A 23601-nucleotide genomic window follows, 5' to 3' on the forward strand; every position below is an offset into this window, starting at 1 on the left:
TTTTATACGTCCTCCCCGCAGTACAGTACCGCTATCCTCTCGGTTTTTCCGGTCACGGCGACCCGGGCCGCCACGTCCACGCCGGGGATGCAGACCACCCCTTCGCCGTCGGCGACCACCGGGACCCGCCCCCGCTCTTGGGGGGGGATGCCCAGCTCGCAAAACAGCTTTTTCAGCGTTTTGGTGACGCCCCGCCGGGAGAGGGAGATGCTGTCCCCTTCCCGGCGGCCGCGCGCAACAAGTGTAGTCTTTAGTTTATCATAGTCCATACAATTTATTAAGTGGTTTTTGTGAACTTTTTCTAGAATTGCGCCATTTTCCGCTGTTGTGACACAGAGGGTGAGGGTTTTGCCAAAAATACTGGCGCTTTTGCCCACCGCCAGCTCGCAGGGCACCGCCGGCGGCGGGGGGACGGTCCGCTCCCGGCAGACGAGAAGCCCCTCCTGGCGGCGCAGGTAGCGCCCGGTGGCCAGCTCCCGCTCCCCCTCGTCCCCGGCGGTCAACCGCACCACCGCCTCGGCGGCCAGGGCGGTGGCGGGCAGGGCGCAGTCGGTCAAAAAGAGTCGGGCCACCCGCCCCTGCAAGGCCGGATGGAGGGCCGCAAAGGCGGCGGCGTTCAGGCGGGGGAGCACCCCGCCGCCGGGGTCCTTGCAATCAGCATATGCCTCGGTGGCCCGGAGATTGAGAAAATCCCGGTCCTGGGCCAGGTAGCCGGCGGTGGCGGCCACCGTTTTCTCCAGGCTGGGATTGAGCTGCCGCAGGGCGGGCAGCACCTGCAGCCGGATGCGGTTGCGGGCATACGCCTCGTCCCCGTTGGTGGAGTCCACCACAAAGGGGAGCCCCTCCTCCCGGCAGTAGTCCTCCACTTCGGCCCGGGTGCAGCCCAGCAGGGGGCGGATAAAAGGGCCCCGCACCGGGGGGATGCCGCAGAGCCCGTCGAGCCCGGCGCGGCGGGTGAGGCGAAAGAGGACGGTCTCCACCTGGTCGGTGAGCTGGTGGGCAGTGGCGATCTTCGCCCCCTCCCGCTCGGCCAGCTCGCCGAAGAGGCGGTAGCGGATCTCCCGCCCGGCCAACTCCTCTGAGATGCCCCGGGACCGGGCGGCGGCCCGCACGTCCTCAGAAAAGGCGTACAGGGGCACCCCCCACTCGGCGCAGAGGGCGCGGACAAAGGCCTCGTCCCGCCCGGCCTCCTCCCCCCGCAGCCGGTGGTTGAGATGGCAGGCCGAGAGCCGGGCCCCCAGCTCCCCCTCGCTTGCCAGCAGGGCGTGGAGGAGGGCCACCGAGTCCGGCCCGCCCGAGAGGGCCACGATCACCCGCTCGCCGGGGGAAAACATCTGGTGCCGCCGCACCGCGGCGCAGACGGCCGCCCGCAGCCCCTCCCCCTCTGGGTTACGGGGCATCGCGGTAGGTTTCCAGCGAGGCGAAGCGGGTGTAGGAGCCGTCCCAGCTCAGCTTCACCGTGTCCACCTCGCCGTGGCGGTTTTTGGCCACGATGCACTCGGCGATGTTCACGTCCTCGGTGTCCCGGTTGTAGTACTCGTCCCGGTAGAGGAACATGACGATGTCGGCGTCCTGTTCGATGGAGCCGGACTCGCGCAGGTCGGAGAGCATCGGCCGCTTGTCGGGACGGCTCTCGGGCCCGCGGGAGAGCTGGGAGAGGGTGATGATGGGCACGTCCAGCTCCTTGGCCATGATCTTCAGGCTCCGGGTGATCTCGGACACCTCCGCCACCCGGCTCTCGATGCGGCGGCCGGAGGTCATCAGCTGCAGGTAGTCGATGACCACCAGCCCCAGGTTCTTGATCCGCCGCAGCCGGGCCTTCATCTCGGGGACGGTGATGCCCGAGGAGTCGTCGATGTAGATCTCCTTTTGGGAGAGGTGCTCGGCCACCGCCACCAGGTTGGCCCACTCCTGTCCGGTCAGGTCGCCGGTGCGAAAAGCCGAGTTGGAGATGGACGCCTCGCTGGAGAGGACCCGGGAGACCAGCTGCTCCTTGCTCATCTCCAGCGAGAAGATGACCACCGCCTTGTCGCTGCGGTTGGCCACGTTGGTGGCGATGTTGAGGGCGAAGCTGGTCTTGCCCATGGCCGGGCGGGCCGCCAGCAGGATCAGGTCGGACTTGTTGAGGCCGAAAATCAGGCTGTCCACCGCCGAAAAGCCGGTGGAGAGGCCGGTGAAGGCCTGCTTGTCGTCGCCGGAAATCTGCTGCAGGCTGTCGAAGGTGTCGATGATGATGCCGTCGATGCGCTGGGGCCCCTGGGTGGTGCGCCCCTGGCGGATGTCGAAGATCTTCTGCTCGGCAATGTCCAGCAGCATCTTGGCGTCCTGCTCCCCCTCGGAGGTGGTGTCGATGATGTCCCGGGCGGTGTAGAGGAGGGTGCGCAGGTAGTACTTCTCCTCGATGATGCGGGCGTAGGTCTCCATGTTGGAAAGGGAGGGCACCATCTGGGCGATGTTGGTCAGATAGATCTTGGCCTGGTCTTTGGTCTCAAAAATCTGCCGGTCGCAGACCTCGTTGAGCAGGGTGACAAAGTCAATGGGCTCGCCGGCGGTGAACATCCGGATGATGCAGGCGTAGATCTCCCGGTGTTGGGGGTTGTAAAAGTGTTCGGGTTTCAGCCTTTCCAACACGGTGGAGAGGCAGTTGGGGTCGATGAGGATGCCGCCCAGCACCGACTGTTCGGCTTCCAGGTTGTAGGGCATATTCAGGCCGTACACGTCCCCGGTTGGTTGCAGCGGTTCCACCGCAGTCCCTCCTTCTTGGGCGGGCGCCCCTCGGGGCCCGCCTCGACTTCTCACTTACACGGCGAAAGGGGACGCGGGCGGGCCGGTTTTCCCGGCCCGCCGTCGTCCCCCTGCGGCGCTGTTACAGCTCGACTACCGAAACCTTGATCTCCGCCTCGATGGAGTGGGCGAATTTCACCTGGGCGCTGTAGCTGCCAAAGGCCTTGATGGCCGTGTCCAGCTTGATCTTGCGCTTGTCCACCGCCACGCCGTAGGCGTCCTGCACGGCCTGGGCGATCTCCTTGCCGGTGACCGAGCCGAAGAGCTTGCCCTCTTTGCCTGCCTTGGCCTTGACGGTGACGGTCTTGCCGTCTATCTTGGCGGCCTCCTCCTTGCAGCGGGCGATGTCCTCCTGGGTGTGGTGCTCGGCGGCGGCCTGCTTGTTTTTCAGGTCGTTGATAGCCTGGGCGTCGGCCTCGATGGCCAGCCCTTTGGGGAGCAAAAAGTTGCGGGCGTACCCGTCGGAAACCTTATGTAACTCTCCCTTTTTGCCCGTTCCCTTCACGTCCTGTTTCAAAATGACCTGCATGGCAGTTCTCTCCCTTCTCTCCCCCGCTCGCGGGGGCCTTTTCATCTGATGGTATCTATTGAATGTGGTTTTGCTCGTAGTAGAGGTCGATGGATTTTTCCAGCATCTTCACCGCGGTGTCCAGGCTGGTCTCCCGCAGCTGGGCGCCGGCCATGGTGTGGTGGCCGCCGCCGCCCAAACTCTCCAAAATCAACTGGACGTTGAGCTGCCCCAGGGAGCGCGCCGAGATGTTCACCTGGCTGCCCTGGGAGAAGAGGACGAAGGAGGCCCGCACGTCGGAGATCTCCAGCAGCTCGTCCGCCGCCTGGGCCGACACCACCCGGATGTCGGGGATGTCGTCGGGGGATTTGGCGATGGCGCAGCTCTTGTAGACGTGGGCCCCGGTGACGATGGCGGTGCGGTTTTGAAAGTCCTCCATGGTGGAGGAGAAGAGCCGCTTGACCTCCACCGTGTCGGCCCCCAGGGAGCGCAGGTAGCCCGCCGCCTCAAAGGTCTTGACCCCGGTCTTGACGGCGAAGTTCTTGGTGTCCAAAACCAGCCCGGCCAGCAGGGCCTCGGCGAAGACGGCCTCCACCTCCTTCTCCCCGTCGCCCAGGTACTGCAGCAGCTCGGCCACCATTTCGGAGGCGGAGGAGGAGTAGGGCTCGTGGTAGAAGATGACGGCGTTTTCGATGTAGTCCACCCGCTTGCGGTGGTGGTCGATCACCACCACCGACTTGCACCGCTCCAGCAGTTCGGGCACCTCGACCATCGGCTTGGCGTGGGTGTCCATCACCACCACCAGGGTCTCGTCGTCCACCAGGTCGCGGGCCGCGGCGGCGTCCACAAAGAGGGACTCAAACCCGGCGGCGCCGATCTGTTCGATGAGGGGGGCCGAGAGGGTGGTCTGCCGGTCGACGGCCACAAAGGCGTCGATCCCCAGCAGCCGCAGCCCCCGGCAGAGCCCGGCGGAGGAGCCCACGCTGTCCATGTCGGAGAAGCGGTGGCCCATGATGATGACCTGCCGGTGGATCTTGCAGAGTTCCAGCAGGGCGGAGGCGATGATCCGCGCCCGCACCTTGGTGCGCTTCTCCACCCCCTTGGAGACCCCGCCGTAGAAGTCGTAGCCGTTGACGGTCTTGACCGCCACCTGGTCGCCTCCCCGGCCCAGGGCCATGTCCAGGGCGTGGCGGGAGGTCTCCAGGTTGCCGGTGAGATTGTCCGGCTGCATCCCCACCCCGATGGAGACGGTGATGGGCACCTTGCCGTCCACCGTGATCTTGCGCACGTCGTCGAGGATGGGGAAGCGCTCCTCAATGATCTTGTGCATGTAGCGGTACTCCACCACGGCGAAGAAGCGGCGGTTGTTCATCTTGATGAGGATGCCGTTTTGCCGGCCCACAAACTCCTCCAAGCTCCGCTCCACCTCGCCGGTGACCCGGGCCTTCTCGCTCTCCTTGTAGGACTGGAGGATGTCGTCGTAGTTGTCCACCAGGATGCTGAAGATGCAGGGGCGGGATTGCAGGTACTCGATGGAGTCGCGCTTGAGCTTGGTGGTCTCGCAGAGGTAGACCACCGAGGTCTCCCGCCCCTCCCGCAGGGAGACGGCGGCAAAGGCCGAGAAGAACCGGTCGCCGATGCGCACCGGGCAGCCGGTGGGCTGCTTGGCCTTGGCCAGGTTGAAGCCGGAGATGAGCCGGGAGAGGCCGTCGCTGAAACAGTCCCCCTCCCCCTTGCCGAAGATGGCGGCAAAGAGGCCGTTGTGCCAGAGGATCTCCCCGTCCGCCGCGGTGACCGCCGTGGGCAGGGGGAAGGATTGGATGGCCGCCCCCCGCTCGAAGGTGATGTCGGAGGCCACCACGTCGATGACCTGAAAGGCCCGGCGGCGCAGCCCGGCGATCATCCACCAGGTGACGGCCACCACCCCGGCAGAGACCACACCCATGGCCGCGCAGAGCAGCGGGTGGACAAACCAGGCCAGCGCCGTCAGCAGCACACAGCAGCCGGCGATCACATAGAGGAGGGGGTAAAATCCCTTGTAGCTTTTTTTCACGCCTTCACCTTCCCAATGGCGCCGCCCCGCCGGGGGCGGCCAGATCGTTGCCTCAGACCTCCATGATGATGGGGAGGATCATGGGGCTGCGCTTGGTCTTTTGAAAGAGGAACATGGACAGGGCCTCGCGGATGTTCAGCTTGAGGTCGGCCCAGTCGTTGACCTCCCTCTCCAGACACTTGTCGAGGGTTTTGGCCACCACCGCCCGGGCCTCTTTGATGAGCTGTTCGCTCTCGCGCACATAGACAAAGCCGCGGGTGACGATGTCGGGGCCGGCGACCACTTCGCTGGTCTCGGAGTCGATGGTGATGACGATGGTCAGCAGCCCGTCCTCGCTCAGGCGCTTGCGGTCGCGCAGGACGATGCTGCCCACGTCGCCCACGCCCAGGCCGTCCACCATGACCTTGCCGGCGGTGACCAGCTCGTCTTTCCTGACGCCCCGGGGCCCGAACTCGACCACCCGGCCATTTTCGCTGATGACGATGTTCTTTTCGGGGATGCCCAGAGAGCGGCCGAGACCGGCGTTTTTGATGAGGTGGCGGTACTCGCCGTGCACCGGCATGAAGTACTGGGGCTTGGTCAGGGCGAGGATGGTCTTGAGCTCGCCCTGGCAGGCGTGGCCGGAGACGTGCACCTCGTACATGCTCTCGTAGATGACCTCGGCCCCCAGCTTGAAGAGGGCGTTGACCACATTGCCCACATGCTTTTCGTTGCCGGGGATGGGCCGGGCCGAGATGATGATGAAGTCGCGGCTGTTGACCGACAGCTGCCGGTGGGTGCCGTTTGCCATCCGCGAGAGGGCGGCCATGGGCTCGCCCTGGCTGCCGGTGGTGATGACCACCAGCTTCTCCGGCGGGTAGTCGCCGGCCTCGGCCAGTTCGATGAGCTGGCCCTTGGGCACCTTGAGGTAGCCCAGCTCAATGGCGCGGGCGGTGACGTTTTCCATGCTGCGGCCGCTGACGAGGACCTTGCGCCGGAACTTGTGGGCGGTGTCGATGATCTGCTGGATGCGGTGGATGTTGGAGGCGAAGCTGGCGATGATGATCCGCCGGTTGCCCGCCTTGGCAAAGAGGTTTTCAAAGGAGCGGCCCACGCTGCGCTCAGAGGCGGTCATGCCGGGGCGCTCGGCGTTGGTGGAGTCCATCAGCAGCGCGGTGACCCCCTCCTTGCCCAGTTCGGCAAAGCGGGCCAGGTCGATCATCTCCCCGTCGATGGGGTCGTAGTCGATCTTGAAGTCGCCGGTGTGCACCAGCGTCCCCGCGGGGGTGTGGAAGGCCAGCGCCACCGCGCCGGGGATGGAGTGGTTGACCCGGATGAACTCGACTTGCATCCTGCCCAGCTGCACCCGGTCGCCGGCGGCCACCACGTTGAGCTTGCTCTTTTCCAGCAGGCGGTGCTCCTCCAGCTTGCCCTCCACCAGGCCCAGGGTGAGCCGGGTGCCGTAGAGGGGGACGCTGATCTCCTTTAACAGGTAGGGCAGGCCGCCGATGTGGTCCTCGTGCCCGTGGGTGAGGACCACGCCGCGGATCCGCTTTTTGTTTTCGATCAAATAGGTGAAGTCGGGGATGACGATGTCCACCCCGGGCATGTCGCTGTCGGGGAAGGTGAGGCCGCAGTCGATGACCACGATGTCCTCGCCGTACTCGACGGCGGTGCAGTTTTTGCCCACCTCGTGCAGCCCCCCCAGGGGGACGATGCGCAGCGGCAGGGCGCCGCCCTTTTTGCCGGAAGCCGATTTTTTGCGGCCGCCGAAGGGGGTCTTTTTCTTCCCCTCGGCCTGGGGCTGCTCCTGGGGCACGGCGGCCGGGGCCAGCGCGGCGCTCTGGGCGGCGGGCCGGCTGTCGCCAATCGGCGCGGCGGGGAATACCCTTTGATGAGGGCCCGCTTTTGGGCCGTGGCCCCTTCCCCCCTCCGACGGCGGCCCCCTTTGAAAAAAGGCGGGCGGCCCCCTTGCAATTCATACTAAATTGGTGTATATTAGAGCCGACGGGTCCCCCAGCCGCGCCGGACGGCGCAGCCGGCCCCCATTTTACAGAGATATGAGGTGTGTTCCATGAGCAGATATATCTACGCGGACAACGCCGCCACCACCCCGGTGAGCGAGCCGGTGCTGGAGGCCATGCTCCCCTTTTTAAAGGAGGAGTACGGCAACCCCTCCAGCATCTACCAAAAGGGGCGGGCCGCCCTGGCGGCCATCGAGCACGCCCGGGTGCAGACGGCGAACGCCCTGGGCTGCGAGCCGGGGGAGATCTACTTCACCGGCTGCGGCTCAGAGGCGGACAACTGGGCCCTCAAGGCGGCCGTGTTGGCCCTGGCCAAAAAGGGGAAGACCCACCTGATCACCACCGTGTTTGAGCACCACGCCATCCTCCACACCGCCCAGAAGCTGGAGCGGCTGGGCTGCCAGGTGACCTACCTGCCGGTGAGCCCCGAGGGGCTGGTAGACCCGGCCGACGTGGCCGCCGCCATCCGCCCCGAGACGGCCCTGGTCTCGGTGATGTACGCCAACAACGAAATCGGCACCATCCAGCCCATCGCCGAGATCGGCGCCATCTGCAGGGAGCGGGGGATCTGGTTCCACACCGACGCGGTGCAGGCGGTGGGGAACGTGGAAATCGACGTGAAGGCCCAAAACATCGACATGCTCTCCCTCTCGGCCCACAAGTTCCACGGCCCCAAGGGGGTAGGCGCCCTCTACCTGCGGCGGGGGATCGCCATCCCCAACCTGCTCGACGGCGGCGGCCAGGAGCGGGGCCACCGCGCCGGGACCGAGAACGTGGCCTCCATCGTGGGACTGGGCCGGGCCATCGAACTGGCCTGCGACCCGGCGGCCATCGCCCGCAAGCGGGAGCACCTGACCCCCCTGCGGGACCGCATCATCGCCGCGGCCCTCGAGCTGCCCCACACCCGCCTCAACGGCGACCCGGTGAAGCGGCTGCCCGGCACCATCAACCTCTCCTTCGAGGGGGTGGAGGGCGAGTCCCTGCTGCTGATGCTGGACCTGAACGGGATCGCGGCCTCCTCCGGCTCGGCCTGCACCTCCGGCTCCCTCGACCCCAGCCACGTGCTGCTGGCCCTGGGGCTGACCCACGACGTGGCCCACGGCTCCCTGCGCCTCTCCCTGGCCGAGGACATCACCGAGGAGGAGGCCGACTACATCATCGAGACCATCCCCACCGTGGTGGCGCGGCTGCGCGCCATGTCCCCCCTGTGGGAGAAGATCGTCAAGGCCGAGCAGTAGCGGCCCGGCCGGGCGCGGGCGGACCTTTCCCCCGAACGCGCCCCTCTCAACACACATTTTTACAACTGGAAAGGCGGATGACAAATGCTCTATTCTGAAAAGGTACTGGACCACTTCTCCAACCCCCGCAACGTGGGCGAGATCGAGGACGCCGACGCCGTCGGCGAGGTGGGCAACGCCAAGTGCGGCGACATCATGAAGATGTACTTGAAAATCGACGGGGATACCATCACCGACGTGAAGTTCAAGACCTTCGGCTGCGGCGCAGCCATCGCCACCAGCTCGATCGCCACCGAGATGATCAAGGGCAAGAAGATCAGCGAGGCCCTGAAACTCTCCAACAAGGCGGTGATCGAGGCGCTGGACGGGCTGCCCCCGGCCAAGATCCACTGTTCGGTGCTGGCCGAGCAGGCGGTGAAGGCCGCCCTGAGCGACTACTACCGCAAGCAGGGCATCGACCCGACCCCCATCGTGGGGGAGATCGGCGACTGCGAAGCCTGCCATGGCTGAGCGGGTCCTGGTCGCCATGAGCGGGGGGGTGGACTCCTCCGCCTGCGTCTCTCTGCTGCAAAAGCAGGGCTATGAGGTGGGCGGGGTGGTCTTCGACATGTCCCCCGCCCACCATCAGGCGGTGGAAGACGCCCGGCTGGCGGCCGACTTCTTCGGGGTACCCCTGACCGTCTGCAACCTGAGAGAGCGCTTTTCCCGCCAGGTCATCGACTACTTCTGCCAGAGCTACCTCTCCGGCGAGACCCCCAACCCCTGTGTCCGCTGTAACCCCACCGTCAAGTTCGCCGCCCTCTACGAGGAGATGCGCCGCGGCGGCTACGACTGGATGGCCACCGGCCACTACGCGGGGATCGTGCGCCGGGGGGAGACCTACTACTTCACCCAGGCCCAGTCGGCCCAGCGGGACCAGAGCTATATGCTCTACCGGCTGCCCCAGGAGATCATGGCCCGGCTGCTGCTCCCCCTGGCGGGGATGGAGAAGCCCCAGGTCCGCCAGTTGGCCCGGGAGGCGGGGCTCCCCACCTTCGACAAGCCCGACAGCCAGGAGAACTGCTTCATCCCCGACGGCGACTACCCCGCCTATGTGGAGGGGCGCTGCGGCCCCTCCCGCCGGGGACAGTTCATCGCCCCCGACGGCAGCCCCGCCGGGCCCCACCGGGGCATCGCCCACTACACGGTGGGCCAGCGCAAGGGGCTGGGCATCGCCCTAGGGCGGCCGGTCTTTGTCCGCGCCATCGACCCCGCCAGCGGGGACGTCCTCCTCTGCGACGCGGGGGAGGAGTACGCCGGGGAAATTTGCCTGCGGGAGGTCTGCGCCCCCGACCCGGCACAGCTCGCCGAAGGGGCGCAGGTGCTGGTGAAGATCCGCTCGGTGGCCAAACCCTGCCCCGCCACCCTGCACCCCCTGCCCGGCGGCGGGCTGACCGTCCGCTTTGCAGCGCCCCAGCGGGCGCCGGCCCCCGGCCAGTCGGCGGTCTTTTACCGAGACGGGCTGGTGATCGGCGGCGGGATCATCGACCGGCCCCGGCCGGAGAACGGAGGTGCTGCAGGTGGACCCCAGACAACCGCGTGAAAAGCCCTCTGCCATGAAGGTGCTGGTGATGACCGTCGGGGTGATCGTGGCCCTGGTGCTGCTGGGCTACTTCTTCGGCGGAAAATAACCCCCTTTTTTAAAGAGAGCGACCAAAAAGAGCTGTGCCCCGGGCCGACCGGCCGGGACACAGCTCTCTTTTTTTCTCGGTCCGGGAAGGGCGCTTAGCCCCTCCCCCTCACCCCTCCGGGGTGTAGGGCGGGTATCCGGCGGCCGCCAGCTCCCGGTCAAAATCGGCCCGGGCGCGCTTCATGGCGTCCTCCATCGTCCCCTGCACAAAGGTGAAGGGCACCCCCAGAAAGAGGTTGTAGGGCAGGCCCCTGTCCTCGATGAGGTAGCTCTGCCCGTCCACCCAGCGGCCCTCCAGATTTTGGTACTTGGCGCCGGAAAAGCGCTCCACCAGGGGGCGGATGTCCTCCATAAAGGCGTAGCAGCGCATCCCCAGGGCCCAGGCAGCCCCGCACTCAAAGGCGGTGCCGGAGTCGGGCTCCTGCCCGCGGCGGAAGTCGTTCAGATTGGCGATGATCATGTCCGAGCGGTAGATCTGGTTCATGTCGTGGGTGAAGATCTTCTTCTCCAGCTCCTCCTGCGAGTTGTCCACCGGGGTGTACTCCCGGTACTGGTCCTCCCTGGCGGGGTCGGGGGGGAAGATGCCGTCGATGCCGTAGCGGTGGCTCAACTCCACATACCCGGCGCCGATCTCCATTCCGTTGGGCCAGAACATGTCCGGCCCGGCCAGATAGGCCACCGGGCGGCGGACCACCCCATTTTTGTCTACAAACACCGGTGTGCGCCCCCTTCCTCGTCCTGCTGGATCCGCTCCAGCGCCTCCTCAAAGCCGCCCTCCACCATGGGCGCGTGGGCGGACATCATCAGGTTCAGGGGGCCGTTTTCCAGAACGATCCCCTCCTTGTCCCGCCAGCCCTTGGAGACGGTGCCCTTGTTCTGGTTTTCGGGGGCGGTGATGTCGATTTGCTCCCCCGGCTTGTCCTGGTACTTCTCCTCGGTGAACTTCTCGGCGCAGCTGCGCAGGTCATCTAGGTAGAGGTAGATCTTCTTCCCCCAGACATAGCCCGCGCCCAGGACAAAGCAGGCCCCCGAATCGGGCTCCCAGCCGCGGAAGTTGTTCATGTCCCCCACCAGGATGTCGCAGCGCCGAACGGCCTCCATCCAGCTGTGGAAGTCGTCCTCCACCCGCTGTCCGGCGCAATCGGGCTCCAGCAGGGCAAAGCCCCGCGCCTCGCAGGCCCTTTGGTATCTCTGTCGCTGCTGTTCCCAATCCGGCGCATACCGCTGGGGGGTGCACAGGCAGATGGTCTGTTTGCTTGCCATTTCATCACTCCTCGATCGATTTGGCACACCACCAGTACAGGCCGATGGAAGGTGTCTCCACCAGCATTGACCAATGCGTACGCCACCAGTATAGGGAGAAATCGCCGGGCTGTAAATGCGCAAAGCCCCCAAAGATAGACGGGGCTTTTGATGCCCCTCTACAAGGATCGCCCCGGGCCGTTGACAGCCTCCCTCCCCTTCGCTATACTGGGCTGGAAACCAAAAAACAGAGAGCCCCTTCCCGCTGTTGGGAAGGGGCTCTCACCCTCTTTTCAGGCGGGGAAACCGCCCCCCACCTCCAGCACCTGGCCGGTGATGAAGGAGGCCCCCTCCCCCGCCAAAAAGAGGACCGCCTGGGCCACCTCCTCCGGCCGGCCCAACCGGCCCAAAGGGGTGGCCTCGGCCAGCTCCCGGCGGTCGGCAGGGCCGAGGTGGGCGTTCATCTCGGTGTCGATGACGCCGGGGGCCACACAGTTGACCCGCACCCCGCTGGGCCCCACCTCTTTGGCCAGGGCCTTGGTCAGGCCGATGACCCCCGCCTTGAGGGCGGAATAGGCCACCTCGCAGGAGGCCCCCTGCACCCCCCAGACCGAGGAGAGGTTGACGATGCTGCCGCCCCCGGCGCGGATCATCCCCGGCAGGGCCCGCTGGCAGCAGTAGACTGCGCCGTCCAGGTCCACCCCGCAGAGTCGCCGCCAACCCGCGCTGTCCAGGTCGGTGAAGAGGCCCTGGCGGGGGGCGACGGCGGCGTTGTTGACCAGGGCCGCCACCGGGCCCAGGTCCCGCTCGACCCGCGCAAACATCTCCTCCACCGCACGGCGGTCGGAGACGTCGGCCCCCACCGCCAGCACCGCCGCANCGACGTCTACGCCATCTCCAAAGGCCGGCTGGTGGGCCGCCCCTGGAGATAGGGCAGAGTGGGCAGAAAAACGCGACAGACAGCTGAGAGCAGGAGGAATATACTGTGAAAATTGTTGATTTGGTCTGCGCCAAGGGGCGCACCGGATTTTTCTTTGATGACCAGCGGGCCATCAAGCTGGGGGCCGAGTCGGACGGCGCGGCCTATTTAGGCAAAACCACCACCGCCGGGTTCTCGGCAGTCCGCCAGGCGGGCGAGGCCATCTCGGTGATGCTGGTGCTGGAGGACGGGCAGGTGGCCTACGGCGACTGCGCGGCGCTCCAGTACAGCGGCGCGGGCGGCAGGGCCCCCCCCTTTCTGCCGGAGGCCTTCATCCCCGTCCTCGCGCGGCCCACAACGTCCCGCCCGCTGGCCACGGCGGCCGCCAGCTCCCCCGCCAGGGCCTCGGCCGCCCCGCGGCTGTGGCAGTAGTTGATGGCCACCTTCCACCCGGCAGCGGCAAAAGCCCGGGCACAGGCGGCGCCGATGCCCCGAGAGCCGCCGGTGATGAGCGCCGTTCTCCCCATCGCGTTTCCCCTCCATCCTTTTTTCTTCAGTGTGAGTATAGCACAGCAGCCCCCTTTGGGCAAATGCGCGCCGGCCGGCACAGCGAAGGGCTGCACCGGCCGGCGCGCAAACTGGTCAGGGGGCCTGCCCCCTCGCCCCGGAAAGGACAGAGGGGCAGTGGCGATGGCCCCCGGCGGCCCTTTACAGCCGCACCGAGTCGCGGATCTTTACAAACTCGCTCTGCTCCATGCCGAAATAGCTGCTCACCTTGATTTTCTTCTCGACGATCTCACCCTTGATCTCCTCCAGGTAATCCCGCACCTCCTGGGGGACCATCTCCTTGTAGTAGTCGTCCTCCACCAGGGCGGTGACCCCCTCTTTGACCCCCATGGTCTCCAGGGTGCCGTAGGCGAGGGTGCCCTCCACCGTGCCCTTGAGCATGTTGTACATGGCGATGTCGTTTCGCTTGAGCATGGAGGTGATGATGACGTCGGCGATCTCGGGCTTGCTGTCCAGGAAGAAGGCCCGCTGGTCCGCGTCCACGCCGATGCCCAGGGCCCCCTTCTCCTGGCAGGCCTCAAACATCCCCAGTCCGGCGGCCCCCGCCACCTGGTGCAGGATGTCAGCCTTCTGCTGGATCATCAGCAGCCCCATCTCCTTGGCCTTGGTGGCGTTGACAAAGTCGCCCACATAGGAGATGGCGATCCTGCCGTTGGGGTCGGCCCGCTTGCTGCCCTCGACAAAGCCCACCAGGAAGTCGTTGATGACGATCACCTCTGCGCCGCCCAAAAAGCCCACGATGCCGGTCTTGCTCATCTTCTGGGCCAGGACGCCCGCCAGGTAGTCCCCCTCGTTCTGGGCGTAGTAGACGGCAAAGACGTTGGGCATCTCCACCTGGTAGTCGGGGGGGATGTCGACGCCGATGAACTTGGTGTCGGGGAACTCCTGGTAGTGCTTCTCCACGATCTCCATGAACTCGTTGCCCGAGAAGGCCACGATGTCGTTGTTCTCCGCCGCGTCGATGACCGAGGGGTCAAACTTGGATTTGTCCGTCCCGTACTCCACCACCTTGATTTCCAGCCCAAAGTCCTGCGACGCCTTCTGAAACCCCTCCCAGGCGATGTCGTTGAAGGCCTTGTCGCCCAGCCGGTCGCAGAGGTAGGCCGCCTTGAGCGGTTTCTTCTCCTCCCCCGCGTCCCCCTTTCCACAGCCCGTCGCAAAGGCCGAAAGGCCCAGCACAGCCACCAGCAAAATCGACAGCATCTTCTTTTTCTTCACGGTACCATTCTCCTCTCTGCACCGGCTGGCCGCCGGCTCTCATCACTGTTTGGCGAACGCCTCCGCCACCTCTCTGCAGGCGCGGGGCGACAAGTCGGCGTAGGGGCCGCCGGGAGTTTTGAGACAGCTGCCGATGATAAAGCCCTGCGCCCGCCCCTTGAGCTGCCCGGCGTTTTGGGCGTCCACCCCGCCGCCGATGAGCAGGGGGGCCTCCGTCGCCCGGCCGGCCGTCTCCAGCATCTCCTCGGTGCCCCGCTGGTCCTTGCCGGTGAGGATCAGCCCGTCGGCCTTGCAGCTCTGCACCGCAAAGCGGGCCATCTCCCCCAAATCGGTGTCCCCCAGGGGGTATCCCTCCCTGTCAAAGACGTCGGCGAGAATGTCCACCTCCCCGGCGCCGATTTCCCGCCGGTAGCGGACGGCGTCGTAGTAGAGCCCCTCCAACATGCCGGTCATCTTCACCATGAGGCCGCAAAACACCTTGATGCGCACATAGTCGGCGCCGGCGGCCTTGGCGATGGCGAGGGGGGCCTTCCCGTCGTGGTCCAGCAGGGTCACCCCCAGGGGGATGGAGAGGGCCTTCTTGACCTCCCGCGCCAGAACGGCCATGTTGGCCACCGTGTCCGGCGAGGCGGTGCGGCCCACCGGCTCATCCCCCACGTTTTGCAGGAGGACGGAGGAAAAGCCGCTCTCCTCCAGCACCCGGGCGTTTTTCACGCAGTGCTCGACAATCTCCTCCAGGCTCCGCTCTCCCCCCAGCACGCTGGTGGGAAAGGGGGGGACGTGCAGGACGCCAATGGTGAAGCAACCCTCTCTCAACTGGTTCAAAATGCTCATTTTTGCAGTTCCTCCCGGTAGGCGCTGTTGTGCAGCGTGTTGTAGTGCTCCTCCTTGGCCTCGTCGCTGGCAAAATCGCAGCTCTCGACCCCGCTCACCTTGCAGATGTGGTAGCCGAAAAGGCCCAGCAGGGCGCTGATGACCAGGGGGGTGTACCGCTCGGGCAGGCCGGGGGCGTAGGTGATCCGGTGGCTGGCCTCCGCCCTGTCCGGCCCCCTCTCTGTAAAGAGGATGCTGTTGGCGTCGATAAAATTCATCTCCCGGATGAGCTCCACCGCCCGGCTGTACCCGCCGCCCTGGGGGGCGCAGATCAGGATGGAGGTGTCCGGCCCGCTGACGAAGAACTTGAGGTGGGCCCACTCCTCCAGATCCTGGGGGATGCCGTCGATCCGCTTGCCCTCCACCAGTTTGGCGGCGCCGAAGTGGGCCATCGACTGGTTGGGCCCGGCCCCCAAGACGGTGAACTGCCCGGCGTCGGCGCAGCCGGCGCAGATGTCCCGCACCCCCTGCTCGTTTTCGGCCAGGGCCTCCTCCACCGTGTCGGCGGCCCGCAGCAGCCAGGCCCGCTCCCGCTGGGCGTCCTCCTCGCTCAGGTGCCCGGTGCGCAGCCCGATCTGCAGGGCACAGAGCTGCAGCATCAGCAGGGCCGCCGTAAAGGAGATGGTGCCGGGGGCGTACCCCAGGGAGACCACCTGGTAGCACAGGGCCCCCTCCGCCGCCCTTGCCAGGGGGCTGTCGGGATTGCCGGTGACGGCGATGACCGCCGCCCCCCTCTTCTTGGCGATCAGGGCCGACTCCACCGTCCGCGCCACCGTCCCCGAATAGCTGATGACCAGCACCAGCGACCCCTCCGGCAGATGGTCCGCCTCGTAGCGGCAGAACTCCAGCGCCTCGCAGGCCACACAGTCCACCCCGGTCAGATCCAAAAAGGTGTAGCGGGCCGCCTGGGCGGCAAAGAGGGAGTCCCCGCACCCCACCGCGTAGATTTTTTTGAGCCCGCTCTCGGGAAGGAGATGGGCCTTCTCCCGGATGGCCGCCTCAAAGTCGGTCACCCCCTTCCGGATGACCTCCGGCGTCAGCGCCAGTTCCTCCCGCATGATGTCAATTCCTGTTGCCACTGTCTTCACCACTCCTCTTCTCTTTTAAGTAGGCTTCCAATCGCCCCTCGGCGGCGCTCCCTTCGGCCTCGAACAGCCCCTGGGGGCCAAAGCTCTCCACCGCGTAGGAGGCGGAGATCGTCCCGCAGCAGGCGGCTTCCACCAACTTCCCGGTGCGCAGGAGACCCGCTGCCAGCCCCCCGCCGAAGGTGTCGCCCGCGCCGGTGGTGTCCACCGCGCGGGTGGGGCGGCAGGGCAGCCGCACAAACCGGTCCTCCGCCCGCTCGTAGAGCAGGCACCCCTCTGCCCCCCGCTTGATGACCACCGCGCCCGGCCCCCAGGAGGCAAAGGTCCGCGCCGCCCCCTCAAAGTCCCGTTCCCCCTCCAGGGGGCCCAGCAGCCGCACCGCCTCCTCCTCGCTGGGGAGAAAGACGTCCACCCAGCGCAGGGCGTCCCTCACCGCCTCCCGCCGCCCGCTGGCGTCCCCCTCGTAGGGGTCCAGGAGGACCAGGGCCCCCGCGCGGTGGAATGCCTCGGCCAGCTCCCGCTGGTTGTCGATGGGCAGGGCCGAGAGGAAGGCCGCCCGGCAGCGCCGGTAGGTGGGAGGGATGTCCTCCGCTCGGGGCGACATGGCCTCCCGGGTGCCCGGGGGTGACAGCTCGGTGAACTGCCGCCCGCCGTCGGCCTGGTAGACGGCCAGGCTGTGCAGGCTGGCCCCCGGACAGAGGGGGACGCCCGCCAGGTCGATGCCCGCCTCCCGGCACCGCTGCAAGCTCTCGGGGGAGAAGTCGCCGGCCCGGCGGGAGAGCATCCCCACCCCGGGGCACCAGAGGCGGGCCCCCAGCGCCCCGTAGAGGGCGTCGCCCCCAATGACGTTTTTCTGCCGGCTGCCGTCGGGCAGGGAGACGTCGTCCAGCGACAGGTTGCCCGCAACCACCAGTTCACAGTTCATTCGATCCCTCCTTGTCGGTCTCTGTTTGACAGCCTTAGGATAGCACAAAAAAAAGAGAGGCCATTCGATCCTCTCATTTATATACAAAACATTTTCTATTTTTGCGCCGGATGTGTATTATTTCACCGGCGGGCCGATGGGCGGGTCGAACAGGGCCCAGTACTGCTCCGCCAGCTTGCGCAAAACCAGCATCACCGGCACCCGGTCGGACACCTCGTAGCCCTCGATCTCCATCTTCTGGGTGTAGCAGTAGAGGCGGCAGTCCGCCATCTGCGCCAGGGTGTTGCGGCAGAGGGAGGTCAGGCTCACGCAGTAGGCCCCCCGCGCCTTGGCCATCTGCACCGCCTTGATCAGCTGGTCGGTCTCCCCCGACACGCTGATGACAAAGACCAGGTCCCCCGGCTCGGCGTGGTCGGCGCTGTAATACATGTCGTGCCGGTAGTCAAAGGACTCGGCCGTCTTCCCGGTGCACTTGAGGTAGTGGGCCATGGTCTCGCAGAAGGGGTTGGTGTTGCCGATGCCGTAAAAATAGACCCGCCGCGCCCGCTTCAGCCGCCGCGCCACCGCGGCCATCTGGCCCTCGTCGAGCATCTCCAGCGTCTTTTGGATGTTGATGGGCACCTCCACCCTGCCGGCCGGGGCGTCGTACTCCGCCCGCAGGGCCACCTTGAGTTCGGCAAAGCCGGTGTAGTGCAGCTTTTTGGCAAAGCGGACCAGGGTGTTGGGGACGGTGTAGAGGGCCGCGGCCAGCTTTTGGATGGAGAGTCGCTCCAGCTCCCCCCGGTGCTGCCGCAGGTAGTCGGCGATGGCGTCGTCGGTGTCGTTCAAACTGTCCTCATAGGCGATCAGCCGCTCGGCAAAGGTCACCCTTCATCCCTCCCTTTTGGGTCGTTGCTTTTTCTATTGTATCTGAATTCCCGGCAAAAAACAAATCGCACCGGCGCGAATGCGGGGACAAAAAAAGCGCCCCGGGCCGGTGGGCCGGGGCGCAAACAGCTAGAGTTCCTGCGAGGGGGGGACCGAGTGGTCGGTGTAGAGGGGCACCCCGGTGATCCGCGCCAGGGCGCGGGTGGGGCGGCCGGGGGCCGGCATCTGGTGGGGCGGCTCAAAGCCGGAGAGGTGGACCATCTCAAAGTCGTCGTTGTGGCGGCGGTTGTAGAGAAACAGGCTCTGCAAAGCGGGATTTTCGCCAGTGTAGTAGAGCTTGTCCAGCACCAGGTTCCAGTCGTAGTCGGGGATGTAGTGGCGCAGGGCCAGCCGCGGGAAGAGGAGGGAGAGGGCCCGGTAGACCCGATCGCGCCAACTGTGCTGATAGGGGAGAACATAGGTGAAGCGGTACTCCCGCTCTCCGCTCTGGGCGGGCTTTTCCCCGCGGGCGGGGCGCTGGAGCAAAAAGGCCACCTTGACCCCCGCCCCGGCGAAGATGGGGCTTTTCTCCAGCAGGTCCTGCGCCCGCTCCCGGGAGACGCCAGAGATGGCCACCGTCGGTTTCCCCCGCTTGACAAAGGCGGAGTACTTCTTCTCCAGGTGGATGAGCATGTTGCCCGCATAGCCCATGAACATCCAGAAGATGGCGGTGGTGAAGTCGATGTGAAAGACCAGGGCCTTTTCGGCAAAGGCGTAGATGCCGTAACTGAGGATAAAGGCCATGACGTAGGGCAGCACCCCCCGGTCAAACTTGCGGTATTTGCGGTTGAACACCCCGTTGAGGATGGACCAAAGGTAGCTGACAAAAAAGGTGCAGCAGCAGGCAAAGCCCACCACCCCGGTGCCCACCAGGATGGTCAGGTAGGCGTTGTGCAGGTCGGGGAAGCGCAGCCCGTCCTCCAGGTAGCGGTCCCCCGCCGTCTCGATGTTGGCCGGACCCACCCCGAAGAGGGGCTTGTGGGTAAAGATCTCCAGCCCCTGCTTGACAAGCACGTCCCGCCCGCTGCCCAGGGGCCGCTCGCTGCCGCCCAGCGCCACCACCCAGTCGTCGGTGTCCTGCACGCTGACCTCGTTGAGCAGCTCCTCGTTCTCGGTCACGGTGTACATGATGGCGTCGGCCGTCCCGTCCTGCACCGCGGTGCGGGTGAAGAAGATGCCCCCGCAGATGAGTACGGCGGCCAGCAGGAAAAAGACAGACTGGCGGCCCACGGTCTTCCAGTTGATCTCCTTGAGGTAGCTGATGCGCAGCCCGCAGGCCAGCATCACCCCATAGCCCCCCAGCAGCACCAGGGCGGCGTTGCTGTCGGTGAACCAGAGGGAGACCAGGTTGACGGGGATGGAGAGCCAGAGGAAGGCCTTGGCCACCTTCCGCATCTTCTGTTTGCGGCGGTGGTCGATGGTCAGGAGCATCTGGGCGCAGACAATGCTCAGGGCGTTGAGGAAGCCGGCGTAGTTGGGGTTGGTGAAGATGCCGTAAAAGCGCCCCTCAAAAAAGCCGAAGTGGTAGCCGTCGATGGTGATGCTGAGCCGGTAGGTGACAAAGAGGGCCCCCGCCAGGGTGATGGCGGTCACCAGCAGCACGATGATTTTTAGGAGGATGCGCAGTTCCCGCTGGGCCTTGTGATAGTCCATCAGGCTGGTGCAGCCGAAAAAGACCACAAAGTAGAGGGCGGAGTACCCCAGGGTGAAGAAGTTGAAGAGCAGGTTGTCCCGCCAGTTGAGGAGCACCGAGAGCAGCGAGGCCAGCATGAACAGCCCAAAGGTGAACCAGTGGCGCATCTGAAAGTAGAGGCGCTTGATGAACACCACGTTGACAAAGACGCAGATTGCCCAGATCCCCAAGACCAGGTTGACGGGGTTGAAGATGCGGTCGTAGAAGTTGACATAGTAGAAGATGGTGGCGGCCAAAAAGGCCACGCGAAAAACGCCGGCATTGCCCAGCGTCTTGTCAAAGAGATGATATGCTTTTTTGAGCGGAGCGCTCAACTCATCACTTCCCGTCCCCCTGCACAAAGGGGGCATTTCTCTTCTCTTCAAAGTACTCCCATTATACGGCCTGGGCCATTTTGTTGTCAAATTTCGCCCTTCTTTTTGCCGGTCCCGCTCCCCCGCCCCCCGTCCCGCTGCCGGGCGGCGGGCAGCACCTCCTGCCGGATATAGGAAAAGACCGCTTCCTCCCCCTCGTCCTTCAGCCGGCAAAGCAGGTCTTCCAGCAGGGCCCGGGTCTCGGGGTGGAGGATGTAGTGGGGCTTGGAGCGCTGGTAGTAGTCCCAGGGGTCTCGGTCCGCATAGGCCTCTTTGCGGTAGGTGCGGCTGGCGGCGATGCGGTCGCAGAACATCTCCACCACATACCGCACCGGCATCTTCATCCCCGCCAAGGCGTGGTCGCCCTCGGGGGAGTAGTCGATCCAGTATTCCAGATGGTGCTTGTTGCGGCCCTTGTGGTGCAGCCAGGCCGAACTGTACCCCCGGTCCTGCCGCTCGGCGTCGTTGGGGCTGCGGTTGCCCTGAAAGTAGCGGGCCCCCACCCAAAACTCGGCGGGGCTGTATTTGGAGAGGTCGTGCAGCAGGCCCTGCCGGTAGAGCCCCACCTTGAAGCAATACTGGCGCACCAGTTTTTTGTGGTGGTTGACCGTCTTTAAATGGGAGAGCCACTTCACGGCCCTCACCCCTTTCGCGCTGTAAAATCGGGCGGCAGGGGCCTCCCCCTTTTCCGCCTTTCCCCATCATATCGGATTGGCCGGGATTTGACAACTGAAAAATCGCCCCAAAGGTCCCTTCTCCGAAGGGCGGCTGCGGAGGCCGCACGCCCCGCGCATTTTCAACGCAAAATGAAACGCGCATCCTCTTCTCATTTGAGGGCGCGGTCCGGCTTAGGAGGCGGCCCCAATAGTGCCTGAAGAAAAGAGCCTCTGTGGAAGGGCCAACCCGGTGGGAGACTGCGTTCACGGATGAATTGCAGCGGGGTACAAACCGGCAAAAGCCCCGCCCTTTCTGTATGGTCTTACGGCGCTTCCACCAGGTCGACAGAGGCCTGTGCAAAGGCCCTCTCGCCTGCAACGAGAACAGATTTGGGGAAAGCGCCTGGGGGGGAGGCGGCAACTCGCCCTTTTGGGAATCCAGCCGATGGAGGCCTCCCCTCCCTGCAGGAAAAGACAGGCTGCCGAACGCGCACCGAAGGGGCCTGTACAGGCCCCTTCAGCAATAGCAAAGAGCGAGTGGGAAAGACACCGCCCTTCTGTGCGTCCCCTTTTTGGCGATCCCAGCGCAGGGCAGCCTCCAACCGGGAGGCCCCAAATCCCCCCTTCCCCCTGCCGTTCTTTCATCAAACCAGGCAGGGAACTGGAAAACAGCCGCTATTTTTGCACCCCGTACTGCTCCATCTGGGCCTCGTGCTCCTCCAGTGTTTTGGAGTAGTGGTTTTGGTTGTCGTTCCCGAAGAAGAAATAGAGGTACTCGCTGGAGCTGGGGTTCTGGGCGGCGGCAATGGCCCGGGCGCCGGGGTTGCAGATGGGGCCGGCGGGCAGTCCCTTGCACTTATAGGTGTTGTAGAGGGGGGCGAACTTGCTCTGATTTGCCACCAGGGAGTTGCCGGTGATGTAGTTGTTGACATACTCCCGGGTGGGGTCGGAGTCCAGCCGCATCCCGGCGGCCAGCCGGTTGTGAAAGACCGAGGAGACCATCTTCATCTGCTCGGTGCTGCGGGTCTCCCGCTCGATGATGGAGGCCAAAATCAGGGTCTTTTCAGAGGGCATCCCCGATTTGGCGGCGTAGTTGTTGAGCATCTTGCGCAAAACCGACTCGGCGTCCTCCCCCTGGTAGAACTCGTAGGTGTCGGGGAAGAGGTAACCCTCCATCTTAAAGGCGCGGTCGGAGGTGGAGGGGACAGTGAAGGACTTGACGGTGTAGCTTTGGGCGGTGTTGTAAAAATCCGCCGCTGTGCAGACCCCTTTTTTCTCGAGGGTATTGGCGATCTGCATAAAGGTACTGCCCTCGGGCACGGTGACCCGCACCGTCTGGCGGGGCTGGCTGCCCTCGCCAGAGCCCTCCTCTCCCTCTTCGCCGGAACCGCCGGTCTCCTGGGCGGCCTTCTCAGCAGCCTCCTTCTCCTCCTGGGCGGCAATGGCCTTGGGGGAGAGGGTCCCCTCCTCTTCGTCGGAGAAGAGAGCGGCGCTCTCCACAAAGGTGGCGCCGGCAGTGGGTGCCGCTGCCTCTGCCTTTTTGCAGCCCGCCAAGAGGGTGAGGCAGACCAGGGCTGCCAGGAGGGCCTTCCAGTACGCGTGTTTCATCGTCACTTCCCCTTTTTCGACTATTTTGCTTATTATAATACATTCTCCGACAAATGAAAAGCCGCAGAGGGGTCGTCCATGGAGGCGAGGAGCGCCCTTGACCTTGTTTTTTTGATGGCTTCGTGATGGCATTCACATTCTATTTCACTCTACTCTGTACTATTTTCCATCCCTTTTGTATTTTTACACGCAACAAGAAAACACCCACAAATCGCTCAACAATGCGGTTTGTGGGTGTTTTCTTTGGAGCTGCTAGGCGGATTCGAACCGCCGACCTCGTCCTTACCAAGGACGCGCTCTGCCGACTGAGCCATAGCAGCATACGTGGCAGGGGCAGAAGGATTTGAACCCTCGGCACGTGGTTTTGGAGACCACTGCTCTACCAACTGAGCTATACCCCTAAATGGTCATATTGGTGGGCCTTCAGGGACTCGAACCCCGGACCGACCGGTTATGAGCCGGCTGCTCTAACCAACTGAGCTAAAGGCCCTTCTGGCTCCCCCTGCCCGGCTCGAACGGGCGACCCTGCGGTTAACAGCCGCATGCTCTACCAACTGAGCTAAGGAGGAATATTTGTGTCGGCATCGCCCTATTTTTCCAGGCAGCTTCCCGCCAAGTATCTTCAGCGCTGCGTAGCTTAACTTCCGTGTTCGGGATGGGAACGGGTGGATCCTACGCGCCATCAACACCGACTTCGCCAATTGCTCTGCAAGTGGCCTTGACATCTGCCTCAAAGTCCACCGGACTTTGCCTTTGCTTTCGCAAAGCACGGCATCTGTCTTTATATAATGAACGACTTTCGCCGTCATTATTCCTGGTGACCCGTGGGGGAATCGAACCCCCGTTACCGGCGTGAGAGGCCGGTGTCTTAACCGCTTGACCAACGGGCCAAATCAATTGCAGAGCAATTGATTCTGACATTTTCCTCAAAGTCCCAAGGACTTTGATTTTGCTTCACAAAATACGAAAAATGTCCCCGTCAACTCACTCTACAATCGCCGCCGTTTGCACGGCCTTTTGGTGCACCATCAGGGACTCGAACCCGGGACCCACTGATTAAGAGTCAGTTGCTCTACCAACTGAGCTAATGGTGCCTAAACAAACTGCTTCGCAGCCCGCCGGACTTCCGCCCGGCTCCTTCTGCCAAAATACAGCTTGAAAACTGAATAAAGAAGAATAGACTGAATGAGAACCGCTTCACAAGGTCAAGCCCTCGACCGATTAGTACTGCCCAGCTCAACACGTCACCGTGCGTACACCTGCAGCCTATCTACCTCGTAGTCTTCAAGGGGTCTTACCTG

General features: G+C 64.6%; 20 protein-coding genes, 6 tRNA genes, 2 rRNA genes and 1 pseudogene. 4 read left to right on the plus strand and 25 right to left on the minus strand.

The genetic code is table 11. The annotated features are described in order from the left end of the window. Positions 1 to 2: 2 nt before the first annotated feature. The 5 genes from tilS to BN3266_RS12905 all read right to left on the minus strand — a co-directional run bounded on the left by tilS (position 3) and on the right by BN3266_RS12905 (position 7143). Positions 3 to 1400 (minus strand): tRNA lysidine(34) synthetase TilS, encoded by a 1398-nt coding sequence (gene tilS / locus BN3266_RS12885; RefSeq protein WP_059005533.1) that lies wholly within the window; start codon positions 1398 to 1400, stop codon positions 3 to 5. Further along, positions 1390 to 2745, minus strand: coding sequence for a replicative DNA helicase (gene dnaB, locus BN3266_RS12890; protein ID WP_021659429.1), 1356 nt, complete (start codon positions 2743 to 2745; stop codon positions 1390 to 1392). The genes tilS and dnaB overlap by 11 nt, the downstream gene beginning before the upstream one ends. Positions 2746 to 2866: 121 nt before the next feature. Further along, positions 2867 to 3313: a 50S ribosomal protein L9 gene (gene rplI, locus BN3266_RS12895; RefSeq protein WP_021659427.1), complete on the minus strand. Its 447-nt coding sequence runs from the start codon at positions 3311 to 3313 to the stop codon at positions 2867 to 2869. Positions 3314 to 3368: 55 nt separating this feature from the next. Beyond that, a complete protein-coding gene (locus BN3266_RS12900; protein ID WP_021659426.1) occupies positions 3369 to 5345 on the minus strand; it encodes a DHH family phosphoesterase in 1977 nt (658 codons plus the stop codon). Between the two features lie 52 nt (positions 5346 to 5397). Further along, the gene (locus BN3266_RS12905; protein WP_082671844.1) at positions 5398 to 7143 is read right to left on the minus strand and encodes a ribonuclease J; all 1746 of its coding nucleotides are present in this window, start codon (positions 7141 to 7143) and stop codon (positions 5398 to 5400) included. A gap of 255 nt (positions 7144 to 7398) precedes the next feature. Between BN3266_RS12905 and nifS the strand changes: the two genes are divergently transcribed. The 3 genes from nifS to mnmA all read left to right on the plus strand — a co-directional run bounded on the left by nifS (position 7399) and on the right by mnmA (position 10168). After that, the gene (gene nifS, locus BN3266_RS12910) at positions 7399 to 8586 is read left to right on the plus strand and encodes a cysteine desulfurase NifS (RefSeq protein WP_059005534.1); all 1188 of its coding nucleotides are present in this window, start codon (positions 7399 to 7401) and stop codon (positions 8584 to 8586) included. An 84-nt stretch (positions 8587 to 8670) separates the two neighbouring features. Then, positions 8671 to 9096 (plus strand): Fe-S cluster assembly scaffold protein NifU, encoded by a 426-nt coding sequence (nifU, locus tag BN3266_RS12915; protein ID WP_021660233.1) that lies wholly within the window; start codon positions 8671 to 8673, stop codon positions 9094 to 9096. Continuing rightward, complete coding sequence (gene mnmA, locus BN3266_RS12920; RefSeq protein WP_059005535.1) at positions 9089 to 10168, plus strand: tRNA 2-thiouridine(34) synthase MnmA; 1080 nt, start codon at positions 9089 to 9091, stop codon at positions 10166 to 10168. Before nifU ends, mnmA begins: the two co-directional genes overlap by 8 nt. Positions 10169 to 10364: 196 nt before the next feature. Here the strand turns inward: mnmA and BN3266_RS12925 are convergent, their stop codons facing one another. The 3 genes from BN3266_RS12925 to BN3266_RS12935 all read right to left on the minus strand — a co-directional run bounded on the left by BN3266_RS12925 (position 10365) and on the right by BN3266_RS12935 (position 12369). Then, positions 10365 to 10970 (minus strand): nucleoside 2-deoxyribosyltransferase, encoded by a 606-nt coding sequence (locus BN3266_RS12925; protein WP_059005536.1) that lies wholly within the window; start codon positions 10968 to 10970, stop codon positions 10365 to 10367. Next, positions 10961 to 11518: a nucleoside 2-deoxyribosyltransferase gene (locus tag BN3266_RS12930; protein WP_059005537.1), complete on the minus strand. Its 558-nt coding sequence runs from the start codon at positions 11516 to 11518 to the stop codon at positions 10961 to 10963. Before BN3266_RS12930 ends, BN3266_RS12925 begins: the two co-directional genes overlap by 10 nt. A 272-nt stretch (positions 11519 to 11790) precedes the next feature. Continuing rightward, entirely contained in the window at positions 11791 to 12369 is a 579-nt protein-coding gene (locus tag BN3266_RS12935) for an SDR family oxidoreductase (protein ID WP_059005538.1), read from the minus strand. A 113-nt stretch (positions 12370 to 12482) separates the two neighbouring features. On the opposite strand from BN3266_RS12935, the pseudogene BN3266_RS12940 reads away from it, so the two are divergent. Continuing rightward, positions 12483 to 12767, plus strand: a pseudogene (locus tag BN3266_RS12940) (methylaspartate ammonia-lyase); the annotation flags it as partial. On the opposite strand, the gene BN3266_RS14480 reads toward BN3266_RS12940, so the two are convergent. From BN3266_RS14480 to BN3266_RS13020, 17 genes are all read right to left on the minus strand, one after another. Then, positions 12677 to 12943 (minus strand): SDR family NAD(P)-dependent oxidoreductase, encoded by a 267-nt coding sequence (locus BN3266_RS14480; RefSeq protein ID WP_075109761.1) that lies wholly within the window; start codon positions 12941 to 12943, stop codon positions 12677 to 12679. The pseudogene BN3266_RS12940 and the gene BN3266_RS14480 sit on opposite strands and share 91 nt — an antisense overlap. A 181-nt stretch (positions 12944 to 13124) precedes the next feature. Next, positions 13125 to 14201, minus strand: a complete 1077-nt coding sequence (locus tag BN3266_RS12945; protein WP_059005540.1) for a BMP family ABC transporter substrate-binding protein — start codon at positions 14199 to 14201, stop codon at positions 13125 to 13127. Positions 14202 to 14243: 42 nt separating this feature from the next. Continuing rightward, complete coding sequence (locus BN3266_RS12950; RefSeq protein ID WP_059005541.1) at positions 14244 to 15035, minus strand: BtpA/SgcQ family protein; 792 nt, start codon at positions 15033 to 15035, stop codon at positions 14244 to 14246. After that, a complete protein-coding gene (locus tag BN3266_RS12955; protein ID WP_154669093.1) occupies positions 15032 to 16153 on the minus strand; it encodes an SIS domain-containing protein in 1122 nt (373 codons plus the stop codon). The genes BN3266_RS12950 and BN3266_RS12955 overlap by 4 nt, the downstream gene beginning before the upstream one ends. Beyond that, positions 16137 to 17084 carry a carbohydrate kinase family protein gene (locus BN3266_RS12960; protein ID WP_059005543.1) on the minus strand — a complete coding sequence of 316 codons (948 nt, stop codon included), beginning with the start codon at positions 17082 to 17084 and terminating at the stop codon, positions 16137 to 16139. The genes BN3266_RS12955 and BN3266_RS12960 overlap by 17 nt, the downstream gene beginning before the upstream one ends. Positions 17085 to 17201: 117 nt before the next feature. Next, positions 17202 to 17951, minus strand: coding sequence for a MurR/RpiR family transcriptional regulator (locus BN3266_RS12965; RefSeq protein ID WP_059005544.1), 750 nt, complete (start codon positions 17949 to 17951; stop codon positions 17202 to 17204). A gap of 129 nt (positions 17952 to 18080) precedes the next feature. After that, on the minus strand, positions 18081 to 19997 hold the full coding sequence (locus BN3266_RS12970) for an O-antigen ligase family protein (protein ID WP_059005545.1): 1917 nt from the start codon (positions 19995 to 19997) through the stop codon (positions 18081 to 18083). An 86-nt stretch (positions 19998 to 20083) separates the two neighbouring features. Then, positions 20084 to 20671 (minus strand): DUF5662 family protein, encoded by a 588-nt coding sequence (locus BN3266_RS12975; RefSeq protein ID WP_059005546.1) that lies wholly within the window; start codon positions 20669 to 20671, stop codon positions 20084 to 20086. A 696-nt stretch (positions 20672 to 21367) separates the two neighbouring features. Then, positions 21368 to 22300, minus strand: coding sequence for an endolytic transglycosylase MltG (gene mltG, locus BN3266_RS12980; RefSeq protein WP_059005547.1), 933 nt, complete (start codon positions 22298 to 22300; stop codon positions 21368 to 21370). A 244-nt stretch (positions 22301 to 22544) separates the two neighbouring features. Further along, positions 22545 to 22620: transfer RNA gene (locus BN3266_RS12985), tRNA-Thr, on the minus strand. Positions 22621 to 22625: 5 nt separating this feature from the next. Beyond that, positions 22626 to 22701, minus strand: a tRNA-Trp gene (locus BN3266_RS12990). Between the two features lie 12 nt (positions 22702 to 22713). Further along, a tRNA-Ile gene (locus tag BN3266_RS12995) sits at positions 22714 to 22790 on the minus strand. 3 nt (positions 22791 to 22793) lie between these two features. Continuing rightward, positions 22794 to 22869 (minus strand) — tRNA-Asn (locus tag BN3266_RS13000). Between the two features lie 7 nt (positions 22870 to 22876). Further along, positions 22877 to 22993: ribosomal RNA gene (gene rrf / locus BN3266_RS13005) — 5S ribosomal RNA — on the minus strand. A 122-nt stretch (positions 22994 to 23115) separates the two neighbouring features. Further along, positions 23116 to 23190 (minus strand) — tRNA-Glu (locus BN3266_RS13010). A gap of 128 nt (positions 23191 to 23318) precedes the next feature. Next, positions 23319 to 23394, minus strand: a tRNA-Lys gene (locus BN3266_RS13015). A gap of 107 nt (positions 23395 to 23501) precedes the next feature. Beyond that, a 23S ribosomal RNA gene (locus BN3266_RS13020) occupies positions 23502 to 23601 on the minus strand; the annotation flags it as partial.

Source organism: Bittarella massiliensis (ex Durand et al. 2017) (assembly GCF_001486165.1).
Taxonomy (GTDB): domain Bacteria; phylum Bacillota; class Clostridia; order Oscillospirales; family Ruminococcaceae; genus Bittarella; species Bittarella massiliensis.